The 20,050-nt window shown below is 57.0% G+C and carries 13 protein-coding genes; all 13 read right to left on the bottom strand.

Annotated elements, in window-relative coordinates; all coding sequences use genetic code 11:
* Positions 1-4: 4 nt before the first annotated feature.
* Entirely contained in the window at positions 5-3,178 is a 3,174-nt protein-coding gene (glnE, locus tag ACTRW9_RS09840; RefSeq protein WP_442429191.1) for a bifunctional [glutamate--ammonia ligase]-adenylyl-L-tyrosine phosphorylase/[glutamate--ammonia-ligase] adenylyltransferase, read from the bottom strand.
* A 128-nt stretch (positions 3,179-3,306) separates the two neighbouring features.
* Positions 3,307-4,719, bottom strand: coding sequence for a type I glutamate--ammonia ligase (gene glnA, locus ACTRW9_RS09835; protein ID WP_442429190.1), 1,413 nt, complete (start codon positions 4,717-4,719; stop codon positions 3,307-3,309).
* Between the two features lie 95 nt (positions 4,720-4,814).
* Positions 4,815-5,153: a P-II family nitrogen regulator gene (locus ACTRW9_RS09830; RefSeq protein WP_005006120.1), complete on the bottom strand. Its 339-nt coding sequence runs from the start codon at positions 5,151-5,153 to the stop codon at positions 4,815-4,817.
* A 372-nt stretch (positions 5,154-5,525) separates the two neighbouring features.
* Entirely contained in the window at positions 5,526-6,170 is a 645-nt protein-coding gene (locus ACTRW9_RS09825; protein ID WP_442429189.1) for a lysophospholipid acyltransferase family protein, read from the bottom strand.
* Positions 6,151-7,329 (bottom strand): lipid-A-disaccharide synthase, encoded by a 1,179-nt coding sequence (gene lpxB, locus ACTRW9_RS09820; protein ID WP_442429188.1) that lies wholly within the window; start codon positions 7,327-7,329, stop codon positions 6,151-6,153. The genes ACTRW9_RS09825 and lpxB overlap by 20 nt, the downstream gene beginning before the upstream one ends.
* Positions 7,326-8,189, bottom strand: a complete 864-nt coding sequence (locus ACTRW9_RS09815; RefSeq protein ID WP_442429187.1) for an LpxI family protein — start codon at positions 8,187-8,189, stop codon at positions 7,326-7,328. Before ACTRW9_RS09815 ends, lpxB begins: the two co-directional genes overlap by 4 nt.
* A gap of 76 nt (positions 8,190-8,265) precedes the next feature.
* Positions 8,266-9,237, bottom strand: coding sequence for a Gfo/Idh/MocA family oxidoreductase (locus ACTRW9_RS09810; protein ID WP_442429186.1), 972 nt, complete (start codon positions 9,235-9,237; stop codon positions 8,266-8,268).
* Positions 9,234-10,007, bottom strand: a complete 774-nt coding sequence (lpxA, locus tag ACTRW9_RS09805) for an acyl-ACP--UDP-N-acetylglucosamine O-acyltransferase (RefSeq protein ID WP_442429185.1) — start codon at positions 10,005-10,007, stop codon at positions 9,234-9,236. The genes ACTRW9_RS09810 and lpxA overlap by 4 nt, the downstream gene beginning before the upstream one ends.
* A gap of 118 nt (positions 10,008-10,125) precedes the next feature.
* On the bottom strand, positions 10,126-10,557 hold the full coding sequence (gene fabZ / locus ACTRW9_RS09800; RefSeq protein ID WP_442429184.1) for a 3-hydroxyacyl-ACP dehydratase FabZ: 432 nt from the start codon (positions 10,555-10,557) through the stop codon (positions 10,126-10,128).
* 62 nt (positions 10,558-10,619) lie between these two features.
* Positions 10,620-11,147: an OmpH family outer membrane protein gene (locus tag ACTRW9_RS09795; protein ID WP_442426053.1), complete on the bottom strand. Its 528-nt coding sequence runs from the start codon at positions 11,145-11,147 to the stop codon at positions 10,620-10,622.
* 51 nt (positions 11,148-11,198) lie between these two features.
* The gene (bamA, locus tag ACTRW9_RS09790) at positions 11,199-13,550 is read right to left on the bottom strand and encodes an outer membrane protein assembly factor BamA (RefSeq protein ID WP_442426052.1); all 2,352 of its coding nucleotides are present in this window, start codon (positions 13,548-13,550) and stop codon (positions 11,199-11,201) included.
* 107 nt (positions 13,551-13,657) lie between these two features.
* On the bottom strand, positions 13,658-16,084 hold the full coding sequence (locus tag ACTRW9_RS09785; RefSeq protein ID WP_442426051.1) for an ATP-dependent Clp protease ATP-binding subunit: 2,427 nt from the start codon (positions 16,082-16,084) through the stop codon (positions 13,658-13,660).
* 313 nt (positions 16,085-16,397) lie between these two features.
* Positions 16,398-20,027 carry a homocysteine S-methyltransferase family protein gene (locus tag ACTRW9_RS09780; protein WP_442429183.1) on the bottom strand — a complete coding sequence of 1,210 codons (3,630 nt, stop codon included), beginning with the start codon at positions 20,025-20,027 and terminating at the stop codon, positions 16,398-16,400.
* Positions 20,028-20,050: the final 23 nt, after the last annotated feature.

Below are 20,050 nucleotides of genomic sequence, written 5' to 3'. Positions count from 1 at the left end.
GGCGTCACAGCGCCGTACGTAAAAACGTGTCCACGTTGGTGGTGTAAAACGTGCGGACGCTTTGGGTGGTTTCCTCGTAGTCCCTCATCAACTCTTCCGCCGCTCCCCCGTTTTCTCCTTTGTACCCCAGAATACGCGCCAGCGTTTGCAGGGCCACCGGGTCTTTCGGAAGGTGGCTGCTGAACTGCGGGTTGATGAGGCGGAGGCTGCACTCCACGTTGCGCAGGAATTCGTAATGTTTCTGCAAGGCCTCCGCCTGTTCGTATTGCAGGATGCCGTAGGCTGACAGGGTGTTGATGACTTCCAGCGTGTTGGTGGCGCGCAGTTTGGGATTGCGTCGGCCGTGCATGAGTTGGAGAATCTGGACGGTGAACTCGATGTCCGCCAGCCCGCCGTGACCGAGCTTGACGTTCCTGCCTTTTTTGCTTTCCTCTGCAAGCTCTTTTTCCATGCGTTCCCGCAGGCGTGCGATTTCAATCAGGGACCCGTACTCCAGTTTCGACCGGTAGGTGAACTTGTGCGTGACCTCGAGAAACCGGTCTCCCAGTTCCCTGTCCCCCGCAATGAAACGTGCGCGCGTCATCGCCTGTTGTTCCCAGATCCGGCCTCGCGATTCGAAGTAGTCCTTATAGCCTTTGAGCGACAGCACCAGCGCGCCGCGGCTTCCTTCCGGACGCAGGTCGGTATCGATCTTGTAGGCCGGGCCAACGGCGGAACTCTCCGACGACAACTGAAAAATCCCCTGCGCGAGTTGAGAATAAAGCGTCATGGCGGTGAGGTCGCTTTCCGGATCTTCCTCTTTGTTGTCGTAGACAAAAACAATGTCGAGGTCGGAGCCGAAATTCAATTCGCGACCGCCCAGTTTGCCCAAACCCATGATGGCGAAGCCTTCGCGTGGGGCCGAATTCGCGGGCCCTTCCTGAATGCGTTTCCATGCCAACTCCAGAACTGATTGCAGGTACAGGTCCGCCAGGTTGGACAGATCCAGCAACGTGCCGGGCAGGTCCGCTTCATGGATGAGGTAACGGGTGCCGATACGCAGCTCCTCCGCCTGCTTGAACCAGCGCAGGGACAGGTTGCGCTGTTCCGGCGTTTCACAGGTGGACAGGAAATCGTCCAACCCGCGTTTCATTTTTTCCGGGGTTTTGAACCGGTACAGCGATTCCACGTTGGAAAGAACGTCAATGAAATTGGGTTGCTTGATCAGGAACGTGGAAAGCGTTTCACTGGAGCCGAAAAGGATCAGCAGGAGTTCCAGGAATTTTTCGTTGTCATTGAACAGGTCCAGGTATGTTTCCCGGGCCTTGCTGGCCTCGACAAACTTCACCAGGTTTTCAACGGCGAAGTTGGCGTTGGGCACCTTGCGGCACAAATTCAAAACCTGGGGAAGAACTTTGTAGAAGGTTTGAATTCCCCGTTCCGTCGCCGGTTTGGAGGAAGGCCCGTCGCGCAGGGAACACAGAAACTGAAAGGCCCGTTTGGAATCGTTGAAGGGGTACTGGGAAAGATACTCTTCGGAAAAGCGGTTCTCGATATCCTGCCGGGCGTCCCATTTCTGCGATGTGTCGTGTGCGGCCTTCTGATCCTTGTCCTCCGAAAACAACTGGTCGAACATGGCGCCGACAAAACAGGTATGACGTTCGAATTCCTTTTGCAGGTTGTCCGCAAGGCTTGAAACGTTTCCGGCCTGGCACCCCATTTTCCGCGCCAGCACCGCCTGGCTTCGTGTTTCCCTGGGGATGCTGTAGGTTTGCAGACCGAAGGTCAACTGCACCCGGTTCTCGAGGTTGCGGAGAAAAATATAGGCGTCGTAAAGTTTGTTGTATTCGTCGGTACCGACAAATTCACGTTCCTTGAGTTTGGCCAGCGTGGACAGGGTGCCCGTGTCGCGCAGGCTGGAGTCGCGTCCTCCAAACAGCAACTGGTAAGACTGGATGATGAACTCGATTTCCCGGATACCTCCGAAGCCGAGTTTGATATTGCCCTTTTCCTGCTTTTTCTGTTTGAGGTTGGCGTCGACCTTTCGCTTCAGTGCTTTGACTTCCTCAATGGCGTTGAAGTCCAGAGTTTTCCGGTAAACGAAGGGACGGATCATGGAAAAGAACTGCTGTCCGAGTTTTTCACTGCCTGCGGAAACCCGCGCCTTGATCAACGCCTGCCGTTCCCAGGTGCGCCCCACCGATTCGTAATACGTTTCACAGAAAGACAGGGAGTGCGCAATCTCTCCATTCTGTCCTTCCGGCCTCAGGTTGAGGTCCACCCGGAACACGTTGCCGTCGCTGGTGATTTCGTTGATGAGGCGAGTGATACGTTGTCCCAGCTTGGTGTGGAATTCATAACAGGTGATGGTTCCGGAAGTGGGGCTGATCAGGCTGTGTGCCTTTGTTTCGCCTTCGGCGCTGGTGTAAATGTAGATGAGGTCGATGTCGGAACTGTAGTTCAATTCGCGTCCACCCAGTTTGCCCATGGCAAGAATGGTGAACTCCGATTCCTTTTCCGTGCCGTCGTGGTCGCGGAACATGGGCGCACCGTGTTTGTTTACCAGTTCCCGGTGAGCATGTTCATAAGCGACCTGCAGGCAGACGTCGGCCAGGTTCGACAGGTCTTCCAAAGTCTCCAGCGTGTCGGCGCGACCCATGAGGTCCCTCAAGCCGATGCGTATGTATTCGCGCTTTTTAAATTTGCGGAGCAGGGAGGTTGTGGTGACGCCGGACGCAGCCCGGTCCATCATCGTGTAATAATCCCGGTATAACTGGTCTTTGGTGCGCGAAGTATTCAGCGTTTCCGGGTCCACCAGCCAGTCGAAAAATTCCGGATGGCGCAGCAACGAATCCGTGAGGACCTGGCTTCCGGAAAAAAGGATCATGAGCGCATTGAGAAAATCGGGCGTGCGCGTGAGGAACGAATACAAGTGTTCCTTGTCCGGCAACTTCGAGGAGAGCCTCTCGAAGTTGTTGAGCGCGAGATCCGGATCGTAGCATTGTTCCAGGCATTCGAGCAGGCTTGGGAAAAATGCGGGATAAAGCTCGTGGAAATTGGCCTGCTCCTTGAGCATCATCAAATTGTGCCAGGCTTTTTTGGGGTCGTCGAAACCGACTCCCGAAAGCGGTTGGGTCCACGAGTCCGACCAGGTTTCCCCTTCCAGTACAAGCGAGCTCAAATGAGTGACAACATTCATGACGGCATTTGGGAAAAAAAGAATATGTGCATTACTCTACCATATATAAAAACCCCTCCGGATAATTCCGGAGGGGTTTTGCAATGGCAACCTGCAACGGTGGAAACTTTGCCTCTTTTCCGTCCGGATTACGCGTCGTAGTAAAGGTAGAACTCGTACGGGTGCGGGCGCAGGCGGATGGGAGCCACTTCGTTTTCCCGCTTGTAGGAGATCCACCGATCAATGATGTCCTGCGTGAAGACGTCGCCTTTGAGCAGGAACTCATGATCTTCCTCCAGACATTCCAACGCTTCTTCGAGAGACGTCGGCAGGCTGGGGATGTTCGCCAGGTCTTCCGGCCCGAGGGCGTAGATGTCCTTGTCCAGCGGCTCGCCCGGATCGATTTTGTTTTCGATGCCGTCGAGGCCGGCCATCAGCAACGCCGAGAACGCCAGGTAACCGTTCGCGGTCGGGTCCGGGAAGCGGCACTCGATCCGTTTTGCCTTCGGGCTCGGCGAGTACATCGGGATGCGGATGGATGCACTGCGGTTCCGGCTGGAATACGCCAGGTTGACCGGAGCTTCGAAGCCCGGTACCAGCCGTTTGTAGGAGTTGTTGGTCGGCGCGACGAATGCCGCAAGGGCGCGTGCATGTTTCAGCACGCCGCCGATGTAGTGCATGCCCATCTCGCTCATGCCCGCGTAGCTGTTGCCCGCGAACAGGGGTTTGCCGTCCTTCCAGATGCTCTGGTGCACGTGCATTCCGGAACCGTTGTCTCCGTAAATGGGTTTCGGCATGAAGGTGGCCGTCCTGTTGTGGCGGCGGGCGACGTTCTTCACGATGTACTTGAACCACATCAGATTGTCCGCGCATTTCACCATGTCAGAGAAACGCATGTCGATTTCGCACTGGCCGCCGGAGGCCACTTCATGGTGATGGCATTCCATGGCGATGCCTACTTTTTCCATGAGGAGGAGCATCTCGGTGCGGATGTCCTGCAGGCTGTCGCTCGGCCCGACGGGGAAGTAGCCTTCCTTATGGCGCGGTTTGTAACCCAGGTTGGGGCCTTCGTCGCGTCCCGTGTTCCAGTTGCCTTCCCGTGAATCCACGTAATAGGCAGAGCGGTTGATGTCCACTTCGTAACGCACGTCGTCGAACAGGAAGAATTCCGGTTCCGGTCCGAAATAAGCCGTGTCACCGATGCCCGTCGATTTCAGGTACGCTTCCGCTTTCTGGGCGATGTTGCGCGGGTCGCGGGTGTATTTTTCCTTGGTGATGGGATCCACGATGTTGCAGATCATGCTGATCGTCGGGACCTGCATGAAGGGATCCATCACCGCCGAGGTGCTGTCCGGCATGACCAGCATGTCACTGGCGTTGATGGCCTGCCAGCCGCGTATGCTGGATCCGTCGAACCCCAGGCCGTCTTCAAACAAATGCTCTTCCAATTCGCTCATGGGAACACTGAAGTGCTGCCACGTGCCAAGAAGGTCCATGAACTTCAGGTCCACCATCTCGGCGTTTTTGTTTTTTGCAAAATCGATTACCTCTTTGGGGGTCATTATGCTCTCCTCAAGCTTGTGTATGGATAAAACAATTCAGAACAGGTGCACGCTCGTGGAAACCCGGCGCCATTGCGGGGAGGACCGGCAATGGGTCAGATAGCTTCTTCGCCTCGTTCCCCTGTGCGAATTCGAATGGTGTCTACCAGGTCGGTGACGAAAATTTTACCGTCGCCGATCCGGCCCGTCTGGGCGCTTTTCATGATGGCGTCGACAACGTCGTCCAACTGGTTGTCGGGAATGATGATTTCCAGTTTGATCTTGGGAAGGAAATCCACGACGTATTCCGCGCCGCGATAGAGCTCAGTATGCCCCTTTTGCCGGCCGAACCCTTTCACCTCGCTGACGGTAATGCCTTTGATGCCGATCTCGTTGAGCTTTTCCTTGACCTCGTCGAGTTTGAACGGCTTGATCACTGCCTCCACTTTTTTCATAAACATATCCTCACGTCGAAAGGAACGCTCCGCGGTTTTTCGCCCGAAGGCCAAAACCAGGGGATCGTTCGGATCTGTTGGGGTCAAGCTGGTTTGGATGGGTCGATGGATTCGAACCTTAAACCAAAATTACCGACCGAGCTAGCAAATTTTGGTAAACCGCCGTCCTCCCAGACCATAGATGGTTCCCTTAATATCCAATTTCCGTGCCAATTTCCCAATTTTGGGTGCAAAACTTGAAGTCTGTTACTCATTACAGAACAAAGGGTTGTGGTGTCGAAGCCGGAAGCATCCGGTGGCGGGTCCTGTGATTCGCCACAAGGTTGCCTGTTAATGCGTCAAACTCAAAAATGGTGATGGAAATTGGGGCAGTCAGCGGAAGCTCACCTCCTGCGCCAGCCGCTTCAGTTCGGTTTCCAGTTCACTCCGGCGGACTTCCAGAAGGGCGTTGTCTGCTTCACGCGGGAGGTCCCGGAACGGGCTGTAGGCGATGCGGCACCGGCTGAAGGGCAGGGGCAGCATGAACCGGTCCCAGCTTTTGAACTGGATTTTCCAGCGGGCATCCCAGGAACAGGCGGAATAGGGTGCACCGGTCAGCCGACTCAGATACAGGGTGCCCATCTGCGCAACGTGCCGGGGGCCGCGCGATCCATCGGCCATGATGCCGACGGTAAAACTATTTTTGAGAGCCCGGATCAGGGTACGGGTGCTGGTGGTGGGTTGCTTGTACGACGAGCCGCGCACCACGTGGTAGCCCATCCATTTGCACATGCTTGCCGCCAGGTCGCCGTCGGTACTGGGGCTGATGAGGATGGTCAGTTCCTTCCAGCCGCGGAAATGATAAAAGAACAGGCCCAGGTGCTGGTGCCAGCAGGTCAGAATGTGCGGGCGGCCCTGCCGGAATACCTCCTGCTCGATCTCCGGATTCAAAACCTGGATGCGCAGGGTTTTGAACCACAGGTGCACCAGGCAGAAAATGAGGGGTGGCAGGATGTGGTTAAAGAGAAACTTTTTCATCGGCCGTGCCGGAGGGCAGTTTCAACGAGTCGAGAATGTTCTGCGCGATGCGGTCTACCACGCCCGGCTCTCCCAGTGAGCGCCGCACGTCTTTGAGACGCTGGCGGAACTCGGCGGCGCGTTTGGGATCGTTCAACACCTTGAGCGCTTCGTCGGCGATGGCTTCCGGCGTCACCTGTTCGTTCAAAAGTTCCGTGGCCACCTGTTCTTCGGCAACGATATTGATCAGTCCGAACAGGCGGATGTCAGTGAAAAATCGCGCGATGAAATACGTCAGGGGATGCACTTTGTAGATGATGACCATGGGACATTCGAGCAGTCCCGCCTCCAGGGTCGCGGAGCCCGATGCCATGATGAGGAAATCGCTTCCCGCCATCACTTCGTAATTACGCCCGGTGACCAGACGGATATCGAGCGGATTGTTGCCGAGGCGTTCCCGCAGGAGGTCGGGGTCGATGGAGTCCGCCACCGGCAGGAGGAATTGCACGTCGCCGAGTTTGTCTTTCAGAATGCGCGCCGCGCCGAGGATGTCGTCGAGCAGGTAATTGATCTCGCTCATCCGGCTTCCGGGCATGAGGCCGACGGTGGTTTTGCCGGGATCGAGTTTGAATTCGCGGAACGCGTCTTCCTTCGACAGATGCGGTTTGGCGATGTCCACGAACGGATGCCCGAGGTATTCCACATCCACGTCCACTTCGCGGTAGATGTCCTTCTCGAAGGGAAGGATGACGTACATCTTTTTCCCGGTCTCGGCGATGGTATGGATGCGCCCCTTGCGCGAAGCCCAGACCTGCGGGCTGATGTAATAGTAAACAGGACAGTGGTATTTTTTGCACACGCGGGCGAGGCGCAGGTTGAAGAACGGGTAGTTGATGAGGATGGCGCCGGCGTACTGTCCTTTGGCGATTTCGCGTGAAAGTTTGCGGAAGACGGCGATGTGGTGCCACAGGTTGCTGAAAAATTCAAAAAGACCCATGCCTCCCATGCGCTGGATGTCGAACAGGGTGTGCACACCGGCGTTCTGCATGTGGTGGCCACCGACGCCTTCAAATTCGATTTCGGGATGGCGTTCCCTCATGGCACGAACCAGGTTGCCACCATGCAGGTCGCCCGAAGCTTCCCCGGCCACGATCAGGATGCGTTGGTTCGGCCCGTTCATGCCGCATCCGGAGTGGGTGTGGAATGGGAAGGGGGCACGGGGGGTTGTACCGAGACGATGGCGAGTCCTGCTGCGTCCGCCATGTCGACCACCTTCTCGCGTTCAATCACCATGACGCGGCCGGCTTCGATGGCCAGAGCGGCGGCGTTGCCTGCGATCAGGGTTTCGACGGTTTTGGGTCCGATGCCGGGGCTGTCGAACCGGTAGTCCTGGTCGGTGCGGCTGACCTTGATGGCGGTGCATTCGCCCTGCGACAATTCACACCCGCGGGCCAGGGTGCGGTCGGTGCCTTCCACCGCCTCGACGGCGATGACGGTGCCGTCTTTCATCACAAGGGTCTGACCGATTTCCTGGTCGGCCATGTACTTGGCGATGGCGAATCCCGCTTCAATGTCAGCCAGGGATTTTTTTGACGGTTTGGCGCGGGTCAGGACTCCGGCGGGAGGGTAGAGTTCCTTCATGAAATCCATTTGATCGAGAACTGTGTAGCCGCGTTTTTCAACTTCTTCAATGATGCGGGTCAGGATGTCCTTGTCCTGACTTGTGGTGAGCGACATCATGAACTTCAGGGAAAACATGTCAAACATCTGCGGGCGGAAAATCATTTCCTTTTCCACCTTGCCCAGAATGAGCACCTCGCGGACATGGGTGGCTTCCAGGGTGCTGAAAATCTTTCCAGCCTTGACGGGACTGATGCAGAAATTCTGTTCGACGTAGGGCTGAAGGGTTTCACCGATGGCTTCGGTGAACGACACGGAGATCAGTGGAATGCCGCGCTCCTTTGCCTTGCGGGCGAAGTACACCGGGATGTCTCCGGCCCCGGCGATCAAACCGATGGGCTGTTCCCTGTCGTGGTTCATGACGGCTGGTTTCCTTCACCGGACCGCGACTCTTGAAAGGTTGATTCCGCGGGGGAAGCGTTGCGGGCGGGACCGTTCACTTCCCGTTTCTCTGCTTTTTGAACGCGCCCACAATGTCGAGTGCAATTTCCAGCGAGTACAATTCCTTGTCCACGGCCACGTTACGCGGTGTGCCGTTCTGCACACAGTCCAGGAAATGCTGGAGCTCCAGCTTGAGTGGGTTGTCCTTGTGCACGAAAATGCGCTCGATCAACGATTCCTGCTTGTAACGCAGAGCGTCCTTGCTCAACTGGTGCTCGGAAGAAGTCTGGCGATGCACGTAGATTTCCTGGTCGGTGTAATCGAGCAGGATGTAAGACTCTTTTTGTGTCACGGAAAGGGTGCGGATCTTGTTCTGCGAGGCGCGGCTGGCGATGATGTTGGCCATGCACCCGTTTTCAAATTCCATCTGCACGTTCACCAGGTCATCCCGGTTGGTGAACACGGAAGTGCCCATGACGTTGATGTCGACCACTTTGGATTGCATGAGGTTGAGGAGGATGTCGATATCATGGATCATGATGTCCAGCACCACGCCGTCGTCCTTGATACGCTGGTTGAACGGGCCCATGCGTTTGCATTCCACAAAGATGGGTTCGTGCACCAGTTTGTGCAGTTCCTGCACGGCGCCGTTGAAGCGCTCGACGTGGCCGATGTGCAGGATGAGTTTGTTTTTCTCTGCGATGTCAAACAACTCGCGGGCCTGTTCGAGGTTGGTGGCGCAGGGTTTTTCCAGAAGGACGTGAATGCCCGCCTGCAGGAAGTCCTTGGTGACGGGATAATGCAGGGCGGTGGGCACAGCCACCACGACGGCGTCCACCTGGCCGAACATTTCCTTGTAATCGGAGACGGCAGTCAGGCCGTAACGGTTGCTGATCTCCCGGCACCGGTCCTCGTTGACGTCGGCGATATGCGTCAGTTTGATATCGCGCATTTCAGACAGCACACCGACATGGTACTGTCCCATTTTTCCAATGCCGACTACGCCGGCTCGCAGTGCTTCCATCAATCGATAAATCCTCGTTTGGAGTTCTTCATAAAATCAATAAGATATCGGATTTCGGGGTGCATTTCAATTTCCGCCTCAATCTTTTCAATAACCTGTGTCGTGTTCCACTCCGGACTGCGGATCAACTTGATGGCGGTTTTGATGGCGGTACGCACTTCCGGTTTCACCTCCCGGCGGCGCAGGCCCACCGCGTTCAGGCCGACGAGCCCCGCGGGATTGCCCGCCACCGTGGTGTAGGGCAGGACGTCCTGATTGACACCGGACATGCCGCCCACCATGGAGCCGGTGCCGACACGCACGTGCTGGTGGATCCCAACCTGCCCGGAAATGAAGGCGAAGTCTTCCACCACGATATGCCCCGCCAACCCCGCGTAGTTGACTACAACCACGTTGTTGCCGACCTGGCAGTCGTGCGCCAGATGGGAGTAGCCCATCAACATGCAATTGTTGCCGACGCTGGTGGTGCCGTTTTCGTGCCCGGACCGGTGAACGGTGACGTATTCGCGAATGGTGGTGTGGTCGCCGATGCGGGCGAACGACACCATGTCGCGCTTGAAACCGGTGATCTGCGGTTCCCCGCCGATCTGCGCTCCCTGAAAAATGCGGCTGTGCTTACCGATGGTGCTGCCGGGCTCGATCAGCACATGCGGACCGATCTCGGTGCCCTCGCCGATGACCACGTTGGGCCCGATGATGCTGTAGTGTCCGATCGAAACGCCGGGGCCGAGTTGGGCTTTGGGGTCGATGATGGCGGTATTCGCGATGCTCACAGTAGCGGTTCCATAAAGAAGGATTATGAACGAGGTCGACCGGCCGGCGGGTTGGGGTCAGGCTGACCGGGAACAAGACAAGGTACCGATAAATTTTAAACCCGGATGAAAAACGTTTTCAATCTTTTCCCAGAACCGCCTGCAACTGTCCCTCACAGGCGAGGGTGTCCCCCACCATGGCCCTGCCCTGGAAGCGGAATAATTCGCCGCGCTGCTTGATCTTGGTCAGTTCCATGCGCAGGGTATCGCCGGGAACCACGGGTTTGCGGAACTTGACACCGTCGATCCCCGTGAAAAAAACGGATGCGTGCCCTTCCTTGTTCAGGACGCGAAGCGCCAGGATACACGCGACCTGCGCCATGGCTTCGACGATCAGCACACCGGGCATCACCGGGAACTCCGGGAAATGGCCGGGGAAAAACGGTTCGTTGTGCGTGACGTTCTTGATGCCGACAATATGGCTGTCGTCATCGCATTCAATCACCTTGTCCACCAGCAGAAAGGGGTAGCGGTGGGGAATGATTTTTTTGATGTCATTGATGTCGAGCATGGTTTCCTCAGTTTGAAGCGGGTGGGCCGGGGCCGCGACAGACGTCCGCGCGCCCTCGCACCTTATTTATTCATGCGGTTGTAGGTTTCGGTGGCGAGTTGGGTCAGGTCCGCCGAGTCATCGCTGTAAAACACCGTTTTCTGTTCCAGGATCATGGTCAGTTTCTTCTGTTTCCCGATCTTTTTGATGACGTCCAGCATTTTTTTCAGGATACGGTTGGTGATTTCCTGTTCCTTGCGGGCGAACTCGTCATTCCTGTCCTGAACGTATCGCTCAAGATCTTTTTTCTCCTGGATGAAGCGTTCTTCTTTTTTCTTTTTCAGGTTGGGATCGAGGACAAAGCTCTGCTTGTTGATTTCTTCAAGCAGTTTCTGCACCCGTTTTTCCTTGAGCGCGATGCGCTTTTTTTCTTCCTCAAAGTCGGCCTTGAATTTGTTGAGCGCGTTTTTGAATTCCTTGGTTCCGGAAACGGCTTCCTGCATGTTGATGAAACCGATTTTGACGTCCGCCGCAAGGGCTTGAGTGCCGGACAGGGGGAGTGAAGCCCAGGCGAGTCCCAGCACCAGGACACATTTCCATACGATTGCCAATCTGTCTCCAGACCTGTTCATGAAAACCTCTCTTGTGAAACGTCGTTAACGTTAAAAAGCATTTCCCGCGGAGAAGTGGAATTCGGCGTTGCTGTCGCCCGGCACGGCATCGAGTTTTATGCCGTAAGCCAGGGATATGGGACCGAAGGGACTGAGAAACCGAACGCCGCCACCGACACTTTGCCGCATGTCGAACGGGTCCATGGTTCGCGATGTGGTCGAGACATCGAAACCGGTTCCGTACACGTTGCCCCTGTCGTAAAAACCGAAGATTCGAAATTCCCGGGTGATCGGGTACTGCAACTCGACGTTGATCAGCAGGGACTGATCGCCCCCCAGCGGATCGCCGTTGCGGTCCTTGGGACCGACCTGCCGGATGGTGAACCCGCGCAGGGAATTGGACCCACCCATGAAATAATGTTCGAAAATCGGCAAGCCCTCACCGCCGTAATCCTCGGCAAACTGGACTTCCCCGTGCAGGGCTAACACCAGTTCGCCGATCAGCGGGGTGTAGTAGGTTCCTTCGTAGCTGGTCTTGTAGAAGTCCGCGCCGCCCAGAAAGCTGCCGGCGAACTCAAATCGTACCACATGCCTCGTGCCCTGTGTAGGGTTTAAAAAGTCGTCCCGGGTGTCGCGGATGAAGGTGGGACCGATGCGGCTGGTGGTGCGTGTTCCGTTTCTCAGGAACACCGTCTGGTTTGCGGGTTCCACGTCCGAAACCTTCACTTTCTCAAAACGGTAGCCAATGCCCAGCCAGTCCGTTTCCGAAAGGTTTTTACCCAGGCGGAGGCCGCCACCCGTGGAACGGGAATCGAAACTGAAGAAATTGGACCTGCGGTTGAACAGGTCGACCCCGAAAGAGATGTCGCTGTCGAACACCCGCGGATCGGTGAAATTGAAATTGAAATTGGTGCGGCGTGCCGAAAGATCGGTCGACAGGTTCAGACTGCGACCGGTGCCGAACAGGTTGTTCTGCGAGATGGAGGCGTTGAACACGACCTTTTCAACCGAACTGAACCCGGCGCCGAAGGTCACGGCTCCCGTGGGGCGTTCGGTGACGGTGGTGGTGAGGTCCACCAGTTCCGGGCTGTCGCCACGGTGGGTGTCGATCTTCACGTTTTCAAAAAAGCCGAGGTTGTTGATGCGCTGCTTGCTGCGTTTGAGTTTCTTGCTGTTGAACAGCTCGCCCTCTTTCAGGCGAAATTCCCGGCGGATGACGTTGTCTTGCGTGCGTGTGTTGCCGTAAATATCCACTTTGCCCACATAGACCTTGCGGCCAGGCGTGACTCCGATTTCGACATCGACGGTTTTGTTTTCGTCGTCCAGCCTGGTTCGGGGCAGGGCGTCGGCGTAGGCGTAGCCTTTCTCCGAATACAGCTCCGAAACGCGCAGCGCGTCCTCCCTCATTTTCGTGGCGTTGTAGATTTCGCCCTTTTTGGACTCCACGACTTTAAGCAACTCCTCGCGGGTGTACGTTTCGTCCCCTTCCACGGAGATGCCTCCCAGCCGGTACTGCTCTCCCTCCTGGATGCGGATGTCCACGTAGATTTCTTTTTCTTCCCGGTTGATCTCGATGGTGGGATCTTCGATGCGGACCTTCAGATAGCCATTGTCGTGGTAAAAGGATTCCAGCCGCAATACGTCGATACGGAGGGTGTCTTTTTTATAAATTCCGGATTCATCGAACCACGACAGCCAGGTTTCGGATTTGGTTTCCATATGGTCTTCGAGGTCGTCGCCGTCGAACGCCTTGTTGCCGTGAAAACGGATCTCCTCGATCTTCACCTTCTCGCCTTCCTGGATTTGAATGACCACATTAACGAGACCGAACTCGTTCACCTTGTGCTGGATGTCGATTTTGGCAAGGAAATAAGCTTTCTCCTTATAGTGCTGAGTGAGTTTGGTGATGCTGTCCTGGATGAGATGGTCGCGGAAGGTGGCTCCGCGCTTGAGAGCGATGAGCGGTCGCAGGTCCTCGGTTTTGATGTTGGAGTTGCCGCGGAACGTGACGTCGCCGATGGAGGGAATCTCCTCGACAATGTAGATGACCTTCACACCGTCCCCCATCGGTTCGGTTTCCACGCGGATATCGGAGAACTGGCCGAGGCTGTAGATCTGTTCGATGTCGCGTCCGACGAGGGGCCGGGACAGCGGTTTGCCGACTTCGGTTTTGATGTAGTAAAGAATGGTGGAGGAATCCACGCGCTGGTTGCCCCGGATTTCCAGGCCGCTTACGGTGGGTGAGTCCTCGAACTGGGCGTGTAGGGGAGCGGCAAAAAGGGCGGTCAGCAGCAGGCAGAGATAAACGAGCGCAATCCGGCAAATCCGTGCCGGTGGACCTGACCGGGTGTGTTCAATTCGGCATCCGTCCAATGTCTTGCAGGGAGTGGGTTTTTCGGGCAAAAAAAAGTATTAAGCTTTACGGCATAAATAACCATAAAGCTTAATACTTTGTCTATCAAAAACAAGGGTTGGGAAATCCGGGTGCCGGGTAACGGCACCCAACACCGTTAGACGGTGTTGAGCGCCCCGGTTTTTTCGGTGAAGACGAGTTCGTCGTCTCCGAGAGTGATTTCCACCACGCCGCCCGATTTGAAGCGGCCTTTCAGCATTTCGTCGGACAGCACGTCTTCCAGGTATTTCTGGATGGCGCGCTTCAACGGCCGGGCGCCGAAGTTGCGGTCGTAGCCTTTTTCGGCCAGCCATTTCTTGGCGTCCTCGGTCATGTCGATGGTGAGTCCCTGCTGGATCAACTGTTCGTTCAACTGACCGATCTGGATGTCGAGGATCTGCGTGACGTCCTCCAGGGTCAACGGCCGGAACACGATGACGTCGTTCAGGCGGTTGATGAATTCCGGGTTGAACGTTTTGCGCAGGTCCTGTTTCAGGTCCTTCTCCATTTTGTCGAAACTCATGTCCACGTCATCCTTGTGGAACCCGAGGGATCCCTTGTCCAGCATCTTGGAACTGATGTTGGAGGTGAGGATGATCACGGTGTTCTTGAAATCGACGTTGCGTCCATAGCTGTCGGTCAGCCGGCCGTCGTCCATGATCTGCAACAGCAGGTGGAAGACATCCGGGTTGGCCTTTTCGATTTCGTCGAACAGCACCACGGAGTAGGGCTTCCGGCGGACCTTCTCGGTCAGCTGGCCGCCTTCTTCGTATCCCACGTAGCCGGGAGGCGCTCCGGTGAGGCGGGAGACGTTGAACTTCTCCATGTACTCGGACATGTCGAGGCGGATGAGCGCGTCGCGCTGACCGAACAGGAACTCGGCCAATGCGCCCGCCAGCTCCGTTTTGCCGACACCCGTCGGACCGAGGAACAGGAAGGTGCCGATCGGGCGGCGCATGTCCTTGAGGCCGGACCGCGAGCGGCGGATGGCCTTGGTGATGGCCTCGACGGCTTCCTTCTGGCCGACGATCTTGTTGCCCAGTTCCTCCGCCATGTTGAGCAGGCGGGTGGACTCCTTTTCCTCGATGCGGTTGAGCGGAATGCCGGTCATGCTGGAAACCACCGCGGCGATGTCTTCCTCGGTGATGCTCGGCTCCTGCAGCTGGTTTTCCTGCTCCCAGCTGTTGCGGGCCTGTTCCAGCTTGGTGCGCAGTTCTTCTTCCTTGTCGCGCAGGTCCACGGCTTTCTCGAACTCCTGGTTTTCGATGCGCACTTTCTTTTCGCGCACCAGGGTATCGATCTCGCGCTGGATCTGGCGCATTTCCGGAGACTGCGTGGCCTTGCGCAGGCGCACGCGCGAACCCGCCTCGTCGATCACGTCGATGGCCTTGTCGGGCAGGAACCGGTCGTTGATGTACCGGTCCGAGAACCGCACGGCGGTGATGATGGCGTCGTCGGTGATCTTGGCCTTGTGGTGCACTTCGTAAGGCACCTTGAGGCCGCGGATGATCTCGATGGTTTCCTCCACCGACGGCGGGTTGACGATGATCGGCTGGAAGCGGCGTTCCAGAGCACCGTTCTTTTCAATGTATTTGCGGTATTCCTCGAGAGTGGTGGCACCCACGCACTGAATCTCACCGCGCGACAGCGCCGGTTTCAGCATGTTGGACGCGTCCACGGAACCTTCCGCGGCACCGGCGCCCACCAGGGTGTGCAACTCGTCGATGAACAGGATGATGTTGTCGTTCTGCGTGATCTCTTTCATGATGCCCTTCAGCCGGGCTTCGAACTGACCGCGGTACTTGGTGCCGGCGATCAGGGAACCCAGGTCGAGAGACACCACGCGCTTGTCGAACAACGAATCGGGAACTTCGCGTTCCACGATCAACTGCGCCAGCCCTTCGACGATGGCCGTCTTGCCGACGCCCGGCTCGCCGATGAGCACGGGATTGTTCTTGGTGCGGCGGCTGAGAATCTGGATCACCCGCTCGATTTCCTTGGAGCGGCCGATGATGGGATCCAGCTTGCCAGCCAGCGCCATCTGCGTGAGATCGCGGCTGAATTCATCCAGTGTCGGCGTCTTGCCGGCTTCGCGCGAGGATTCGGCGGGTTCCTTGAACATCTCCACCAGTTTTTCCTTCACGTCGTCGAAGTACATGCCGAAACTGTTCAGCACGCGGCAGGCCACGCCTTCTTTTTCTTTCAACAAACCCAGCAACAGGTGCTCGGTACCAATGTAATTGTGGTTCAGGGAACGGGCTTCCTCGACGGCGAACTCCAGAACCTTCTTGGCCCGCGATGTGAACGGGATGTCGCCGATGACAAGGGAATTGGAACTGCGAGGAAGGTTCTTCTCCAACTCCTGCTTGATCTGGCTGAGATCGACGCCGGATTTCTGAAGAAGCGCCACAGCAATGCCGCCTCCGTCCTTGATCACGCCCTGAAGAATGTGCTCCGTACCCAAATATTCATGTCGGTACAACTCAGCTTCTTCGCGCGCTAAGATGATGACTCGTCTGGCTCTTTCTGTGAATCGCTTAAACATATTGGTTCTTTCCAAAAGAGAATGAAAAACGGGTCTGCGGTGAAATCACCCAGAAACCTACGATCCAAAAGGAGTTGTGAGGTTCTGCTGGTAATTCTATTAAGCATTTTAGCAAACCAACGCCATAATACAAGGATTATTTTCCCCGCGCATGTTCCGCCAACTTCTTTTATTACGGGCAATTATAAGATTTTTCCGTAAATGTGGCGATTTGGGCGCGATCCATTTTGCTTCCGATAAAAAATGCCAAAAATGACTATTTTTTATGGTCCCGCCGTCCCGGACACCGTCCTGCGGAGCCCTTCGGGGTGGGTTAAAAATAACCCGCATCGGGGTGGAAACACACCACTGCGGCTGTTGTGCTGGGCGGATCGAACTCGTTGGCATCGGTCAGCTTGATACCCAGGTCCTCGCATCCGAGAATCTCGTAAATGCGCTTGTTGTTGATCAAATCCTCCAGCGCCGGGTAGCCGGGGCTGTAGCGCTCGCCCCCCTTGTCCCTGGTGCCGGTGCGCTGGCGCAACAGGCCGTGCACGTATTCGGCGAAGTCCTCGGCGATGCGGTCGCCCAACCCCTGCAAATACAACGCCGACTCGGAGTCGTTTTCAGCCTTGAAGGTGTTGATCGCCTTCTCCAGCGTCGATCCGGCGGTGGTGATCTGCAGGCCCACTACGTCCATAACACCGGAATCCCTGGAATGAAAGTACTGGGCGACAGAAAATTTGTCGCGCTTGCCGTTTCTGGCCTTGCCGATGTTGACGGTCCAGGTGATGCGTCCCAGCTCGCGCTCCTGGTTCTCCGGATCGTAGATGATCAGTTCGTCTCCCTCGCTCTGTGCGGGGAGCAGGGCAAACCGCGCGCGCGGGATGATCCACTGGTTGGCGTCGGCCTTGTCGATCCATTCCTGCTGCAGCCGCTTGAGGTTTTCAATCGTCACGCCCTTCTTCGACCACGACGACTGCTTGCCGTATTTCCAGTTGAGCGAGAACAGGCTCTTGGAATCGATGACGTCCGCCAGCTTCTTGAGCTTGAACTCGACTTTCTGGATGCCGTAGCCGTCTTTCACCGGCTGGTATTTTTTGAAATCGACCTTCCTGCGGTCGAGCGACTTCAGCAGGTTCGCCCGGTCTTCCTCCATGCCCTTGGCCTTCTTGTACTGGCGGATGAGTTTCTCCCGGTTTTCCTGCATGAAGGTTTGAAGCAGGTCTTTTTCCTTCTCCACCAGCTTGTTCATGGTGTTGACGCCGTCCATGCCGCTTTCGCAGTAGAACACCGTGGACAGGATGTCCTCCAGCTCCTCCTGCCCGTGCATGGCCACGTAACCCGCGTGCCGGTGGTTGACCGGCGCGCCGCCGATGAGGATGGGGATCTCGTAATTCTGCTCCTTCAGCATTTTGGCAACGGTGATCATGTGGTTCGACGTCTGAACCAACAGCGCACTCATGCCGATGGCGTCGGCTTTCTCCTTGCGTGCCGTCTCGACGAAGTTCTCCAGCGGGACCTGCACGCCGAGATCGATGGCGCGGTAGCCGTAGTTCTCGAGCAGGGTCTTGGCGAGGTCCTTGCCGATGCTGTGCACGTCCTGATAAACGGTGCCGATGACCACAGTGCCCTTGTAGTTGATGGCGTCCCCCGGCTCGACGCCGCTGGTGTGCCGCATCCACGCTTCGAGGAAGCCCATGACACTGCGCATGACGTCGGCGCTTTTGAGCAGGTGAGGCAGGCTGATCTCGCCCCGCCCGAACCCGTCCCCGAGTTCGCGCATGGTTTTCATCAGGTAATCGCTGATGAACACCAGCGGTTCGTGCTTGTCGATGGTCTGGACCGCTTCGAGCACGATGCGGTCGGTGTACTCGTACTTGAATCCCTGCACCTCGACGTTGCCTTTTTCCTTGTCTTTGTAGCCGTCGAAGATTTTCTGGCAGATGCTGTCTTCCAGCGACAGGTCGGCGTAGTTGGATTTCTTTTTGACCGTGCCTGATTTTTTCTGCTCGGCGATCTCCTCGAGTTTCTCGAATGCCTCCATGTCGCGCTCCAGCACCACCTTGCGCCCCAGTTCCGCATCTTCCGGCGGCAGGCTTTCCACCGGCACGTAGTGGTTGGGATTGAGGATGGCACAGTCGAGTCCGCGTTTCCGTCCCTCGTCGAGGAACACGCTGGTCAGCACCTTGCGCATGTACGGTTTCTTCGCCAGGCCCGCCGTCAGGTTGCCGACACCGATGGAGGTGCGCAGGTCCGGATGGATGGCTTTGATGCGCGGCAGGCTCTCCAGCGCTTCCAGCGAAAAGTTCATGCCTTCCTGCGACTCACTGCCGATGGGATAGGCGTTGATGTCGATCAGGATCTGGTCCGGCGTGACGCCGTACTTCTCGCCGCACTGCTTGACGATCTCTGCCGCCAGGTCGTACTTCTCGTCGGCGGTGATGGCCGGTCCCGACTCGCCGTTGACCAGCGCGATGTAGATCGGGTGATGTTCCGCCGTCACTTTCAGCACCGCGTCCAGTTTGGAAACCCCCGGCGCATACTCCTCCAGCGAAATGGAATTGATGATGGGGCGTCCGGGATAGGTTTTCAGTCCCGCTTCCAGCGCCTCGACGGAGAACGAGTCGATCACCATCGCTCCCTTGAAGTCGGTGGTCAGCTTGTGAATGACCTCGGGCAGAACGGTTTCGGTCTCGACGATGTTGGAATCCATGCACACGTCGATGATGTCGATGCCGAGGTCGTCCAGCTGCTCGCGCACCACGTCTTCCAGCTCCTCCATGCGCACGCCTTCGCCGTTCTCAACGGCTTCGCGCACCTTTTTGCTGCCGCGCGCGTTGAGGCGTTCGCCGAAGCGCACCAGGCTTTCGGTGCCGTCCAGGAGCACTGCTTCCTGCGGGCCGGAGATGTAGGTCCGGCGGTCGATCTCGCGTTCAACCGGTTTGGCGTTGTCCACCATTTTGCGCAGGGCGCGGATGTGTTCCGGGTTGGTGCCGCAACAACCGCCCACGATGTTGACCCCATATTCATAGACAAAGGGCTTCATGATCTCGGCCATGGCCTCCGGTTCCAGCTTGTACACGGTGACGCCGTCCTCGGAGAACGGCTGGCCGGCGTTGGGCACGACGGACACCGGCAGGGCGCTCTGATGCGTGATGCGTTTGACCGTGTCCACCAGGTCTTCCGGGCCGACGTTGCAGTTCATGCCGAACACGGTGACGCCCATGCCCGCCAGCGCGGTGTAGGCCGCGTGGATGTCGGTGTTGAAGATCTGCATCTTGGAAAACCCGTCCACCGTGACCTGGGCGATGATGGGCAGGGTCTTGCCCTTGTTCTGGAAGGCGCGTTGGGCGCCGATGACCGACGCCTTGGTCTCCAGGATGTCCTGCTGGGTCTCGAACAGGATGACGTCCGCGCCGCCGTCGACCATGCCTTCCACCTGGATGCGGTTGTTGTCCACGATCATGTCGAAGGTGGCCTTGGCCAGGTTGGCGTCGGTGCTGGAGACGACGTAATTGGACGGGCCGATGGACCCGGCCACGAACAGCGGCCGCCCGTCGTAGCCCTCGGAGGCCTTGTAGCGCTCGATGGCCTTCCGGGCGATCCTGCAACCTTCCACGTTCAGGTGGTAGGCGATGGCTTCCAGGTCGCCTTGCTTCAGATCCAGCCCGGCGGGGGTCGCCTGCATGACATCCTGCTTGATTTTCGCCCAGTCGAATTCCTTGAGCCGCAGGGGCGACGCGCCGAAGGTGTTGGTCTCGATCAGGTTCGCGCCTGCATCGAGGTATTTGAAGTGTATGTCTTCCAGCCACTCCGGCCGGGAAAAGGTCAACAGGTCGGTCAGCATGCGGAACAGCGACCCGCCAAAGGTCTCGTCGGTGACGTCCAGGTTCTGCACCATGGTGCCCATGGCACCATCGAGAACCAGAACGTGCTCTTTTAAAGCGTCTTCAAACTTCATAAGCTCCCGTAATCAATGGGTTT

The sequence above is a fragment of the Nitrospina sp. 32_T5 genome (genome assembly GCF_052156635.1).
GTDB lineage: Bacteria > Nitrospinota > Nitrospinia > Nitrospinales > Nitrospinaceae > Nitrospina.
This window is presented reverse-complemented; position numbering and strand designations above follow the sequence as displayed.

Excerpts from the sequence above, each read along its gene's own strand:
- ACTRW9_RS09825 (WP_442429189.1), bottom strand. The coding sequence starts at position 6,170 with ATGAAAAAGTTTCTCTTTAACCACATCCTGCCACCCCTCATTTTCTGC.
- ACTRW9_RS09830 (WP_005006120.1), bottom strand. The coding sequence starts at position 5,153 with ATGAAAAAAGTGGAGGCAGTGATCAAGCCGTTCAAACTCGACGAGGTC.
- lpxB (WP_442429188.1), bottom strand. The coding sequence starts at position 7,329 with ATGAACGGGCCGAACCAACGCATCCTGATCGTGGCCGGGGAAGCTTCG.
- ACTRW9_RS09815 (WP_442429187.1), bottom strand. The coding sequence starts at position 8,189 with ATGAACCACGACAGGGAACAGCCCATCGGTTTGATCGCCGGGGCCGGA.
- fabZ (WP_442429184.1), bottom strand. The coding sequence starts at position 10,557 with ATGCTCGACATCAATGACATCAAAAAAATCATTCCCCACCGCTACCCC.
- ACTRW9_RS09785 (WP_442426051.1), bottom strand. The coding sequence starts at position 16,084 with ATGTTTAAGCGATTCACAGAAAGAGCCAGACGAGTCATCATCTTAGCG.
- glnA (WP_442429190.1), bottom strand. The coding sequence starts at position 4,719 with ATGACCCCCAAAGAGGTAATCGATTTTGCAAAAAACAAAAACGCCGAG.
- ACTRW9_RS09780 (WP_442429183.1), bottom strand. The coding sequence starts at position 20,027 with ATGAAGTTTGAAGACGCTTTAAAAGAGCACGTTCTGGTTCTCGATGGT.
- glnE (WP_442429191.1), bottom strand. The coding sequence starts at position 3,178 with ATGAATGTTGTCACTCATTTGAGCTCGCTTGTACTGGAAGGGGAAACC.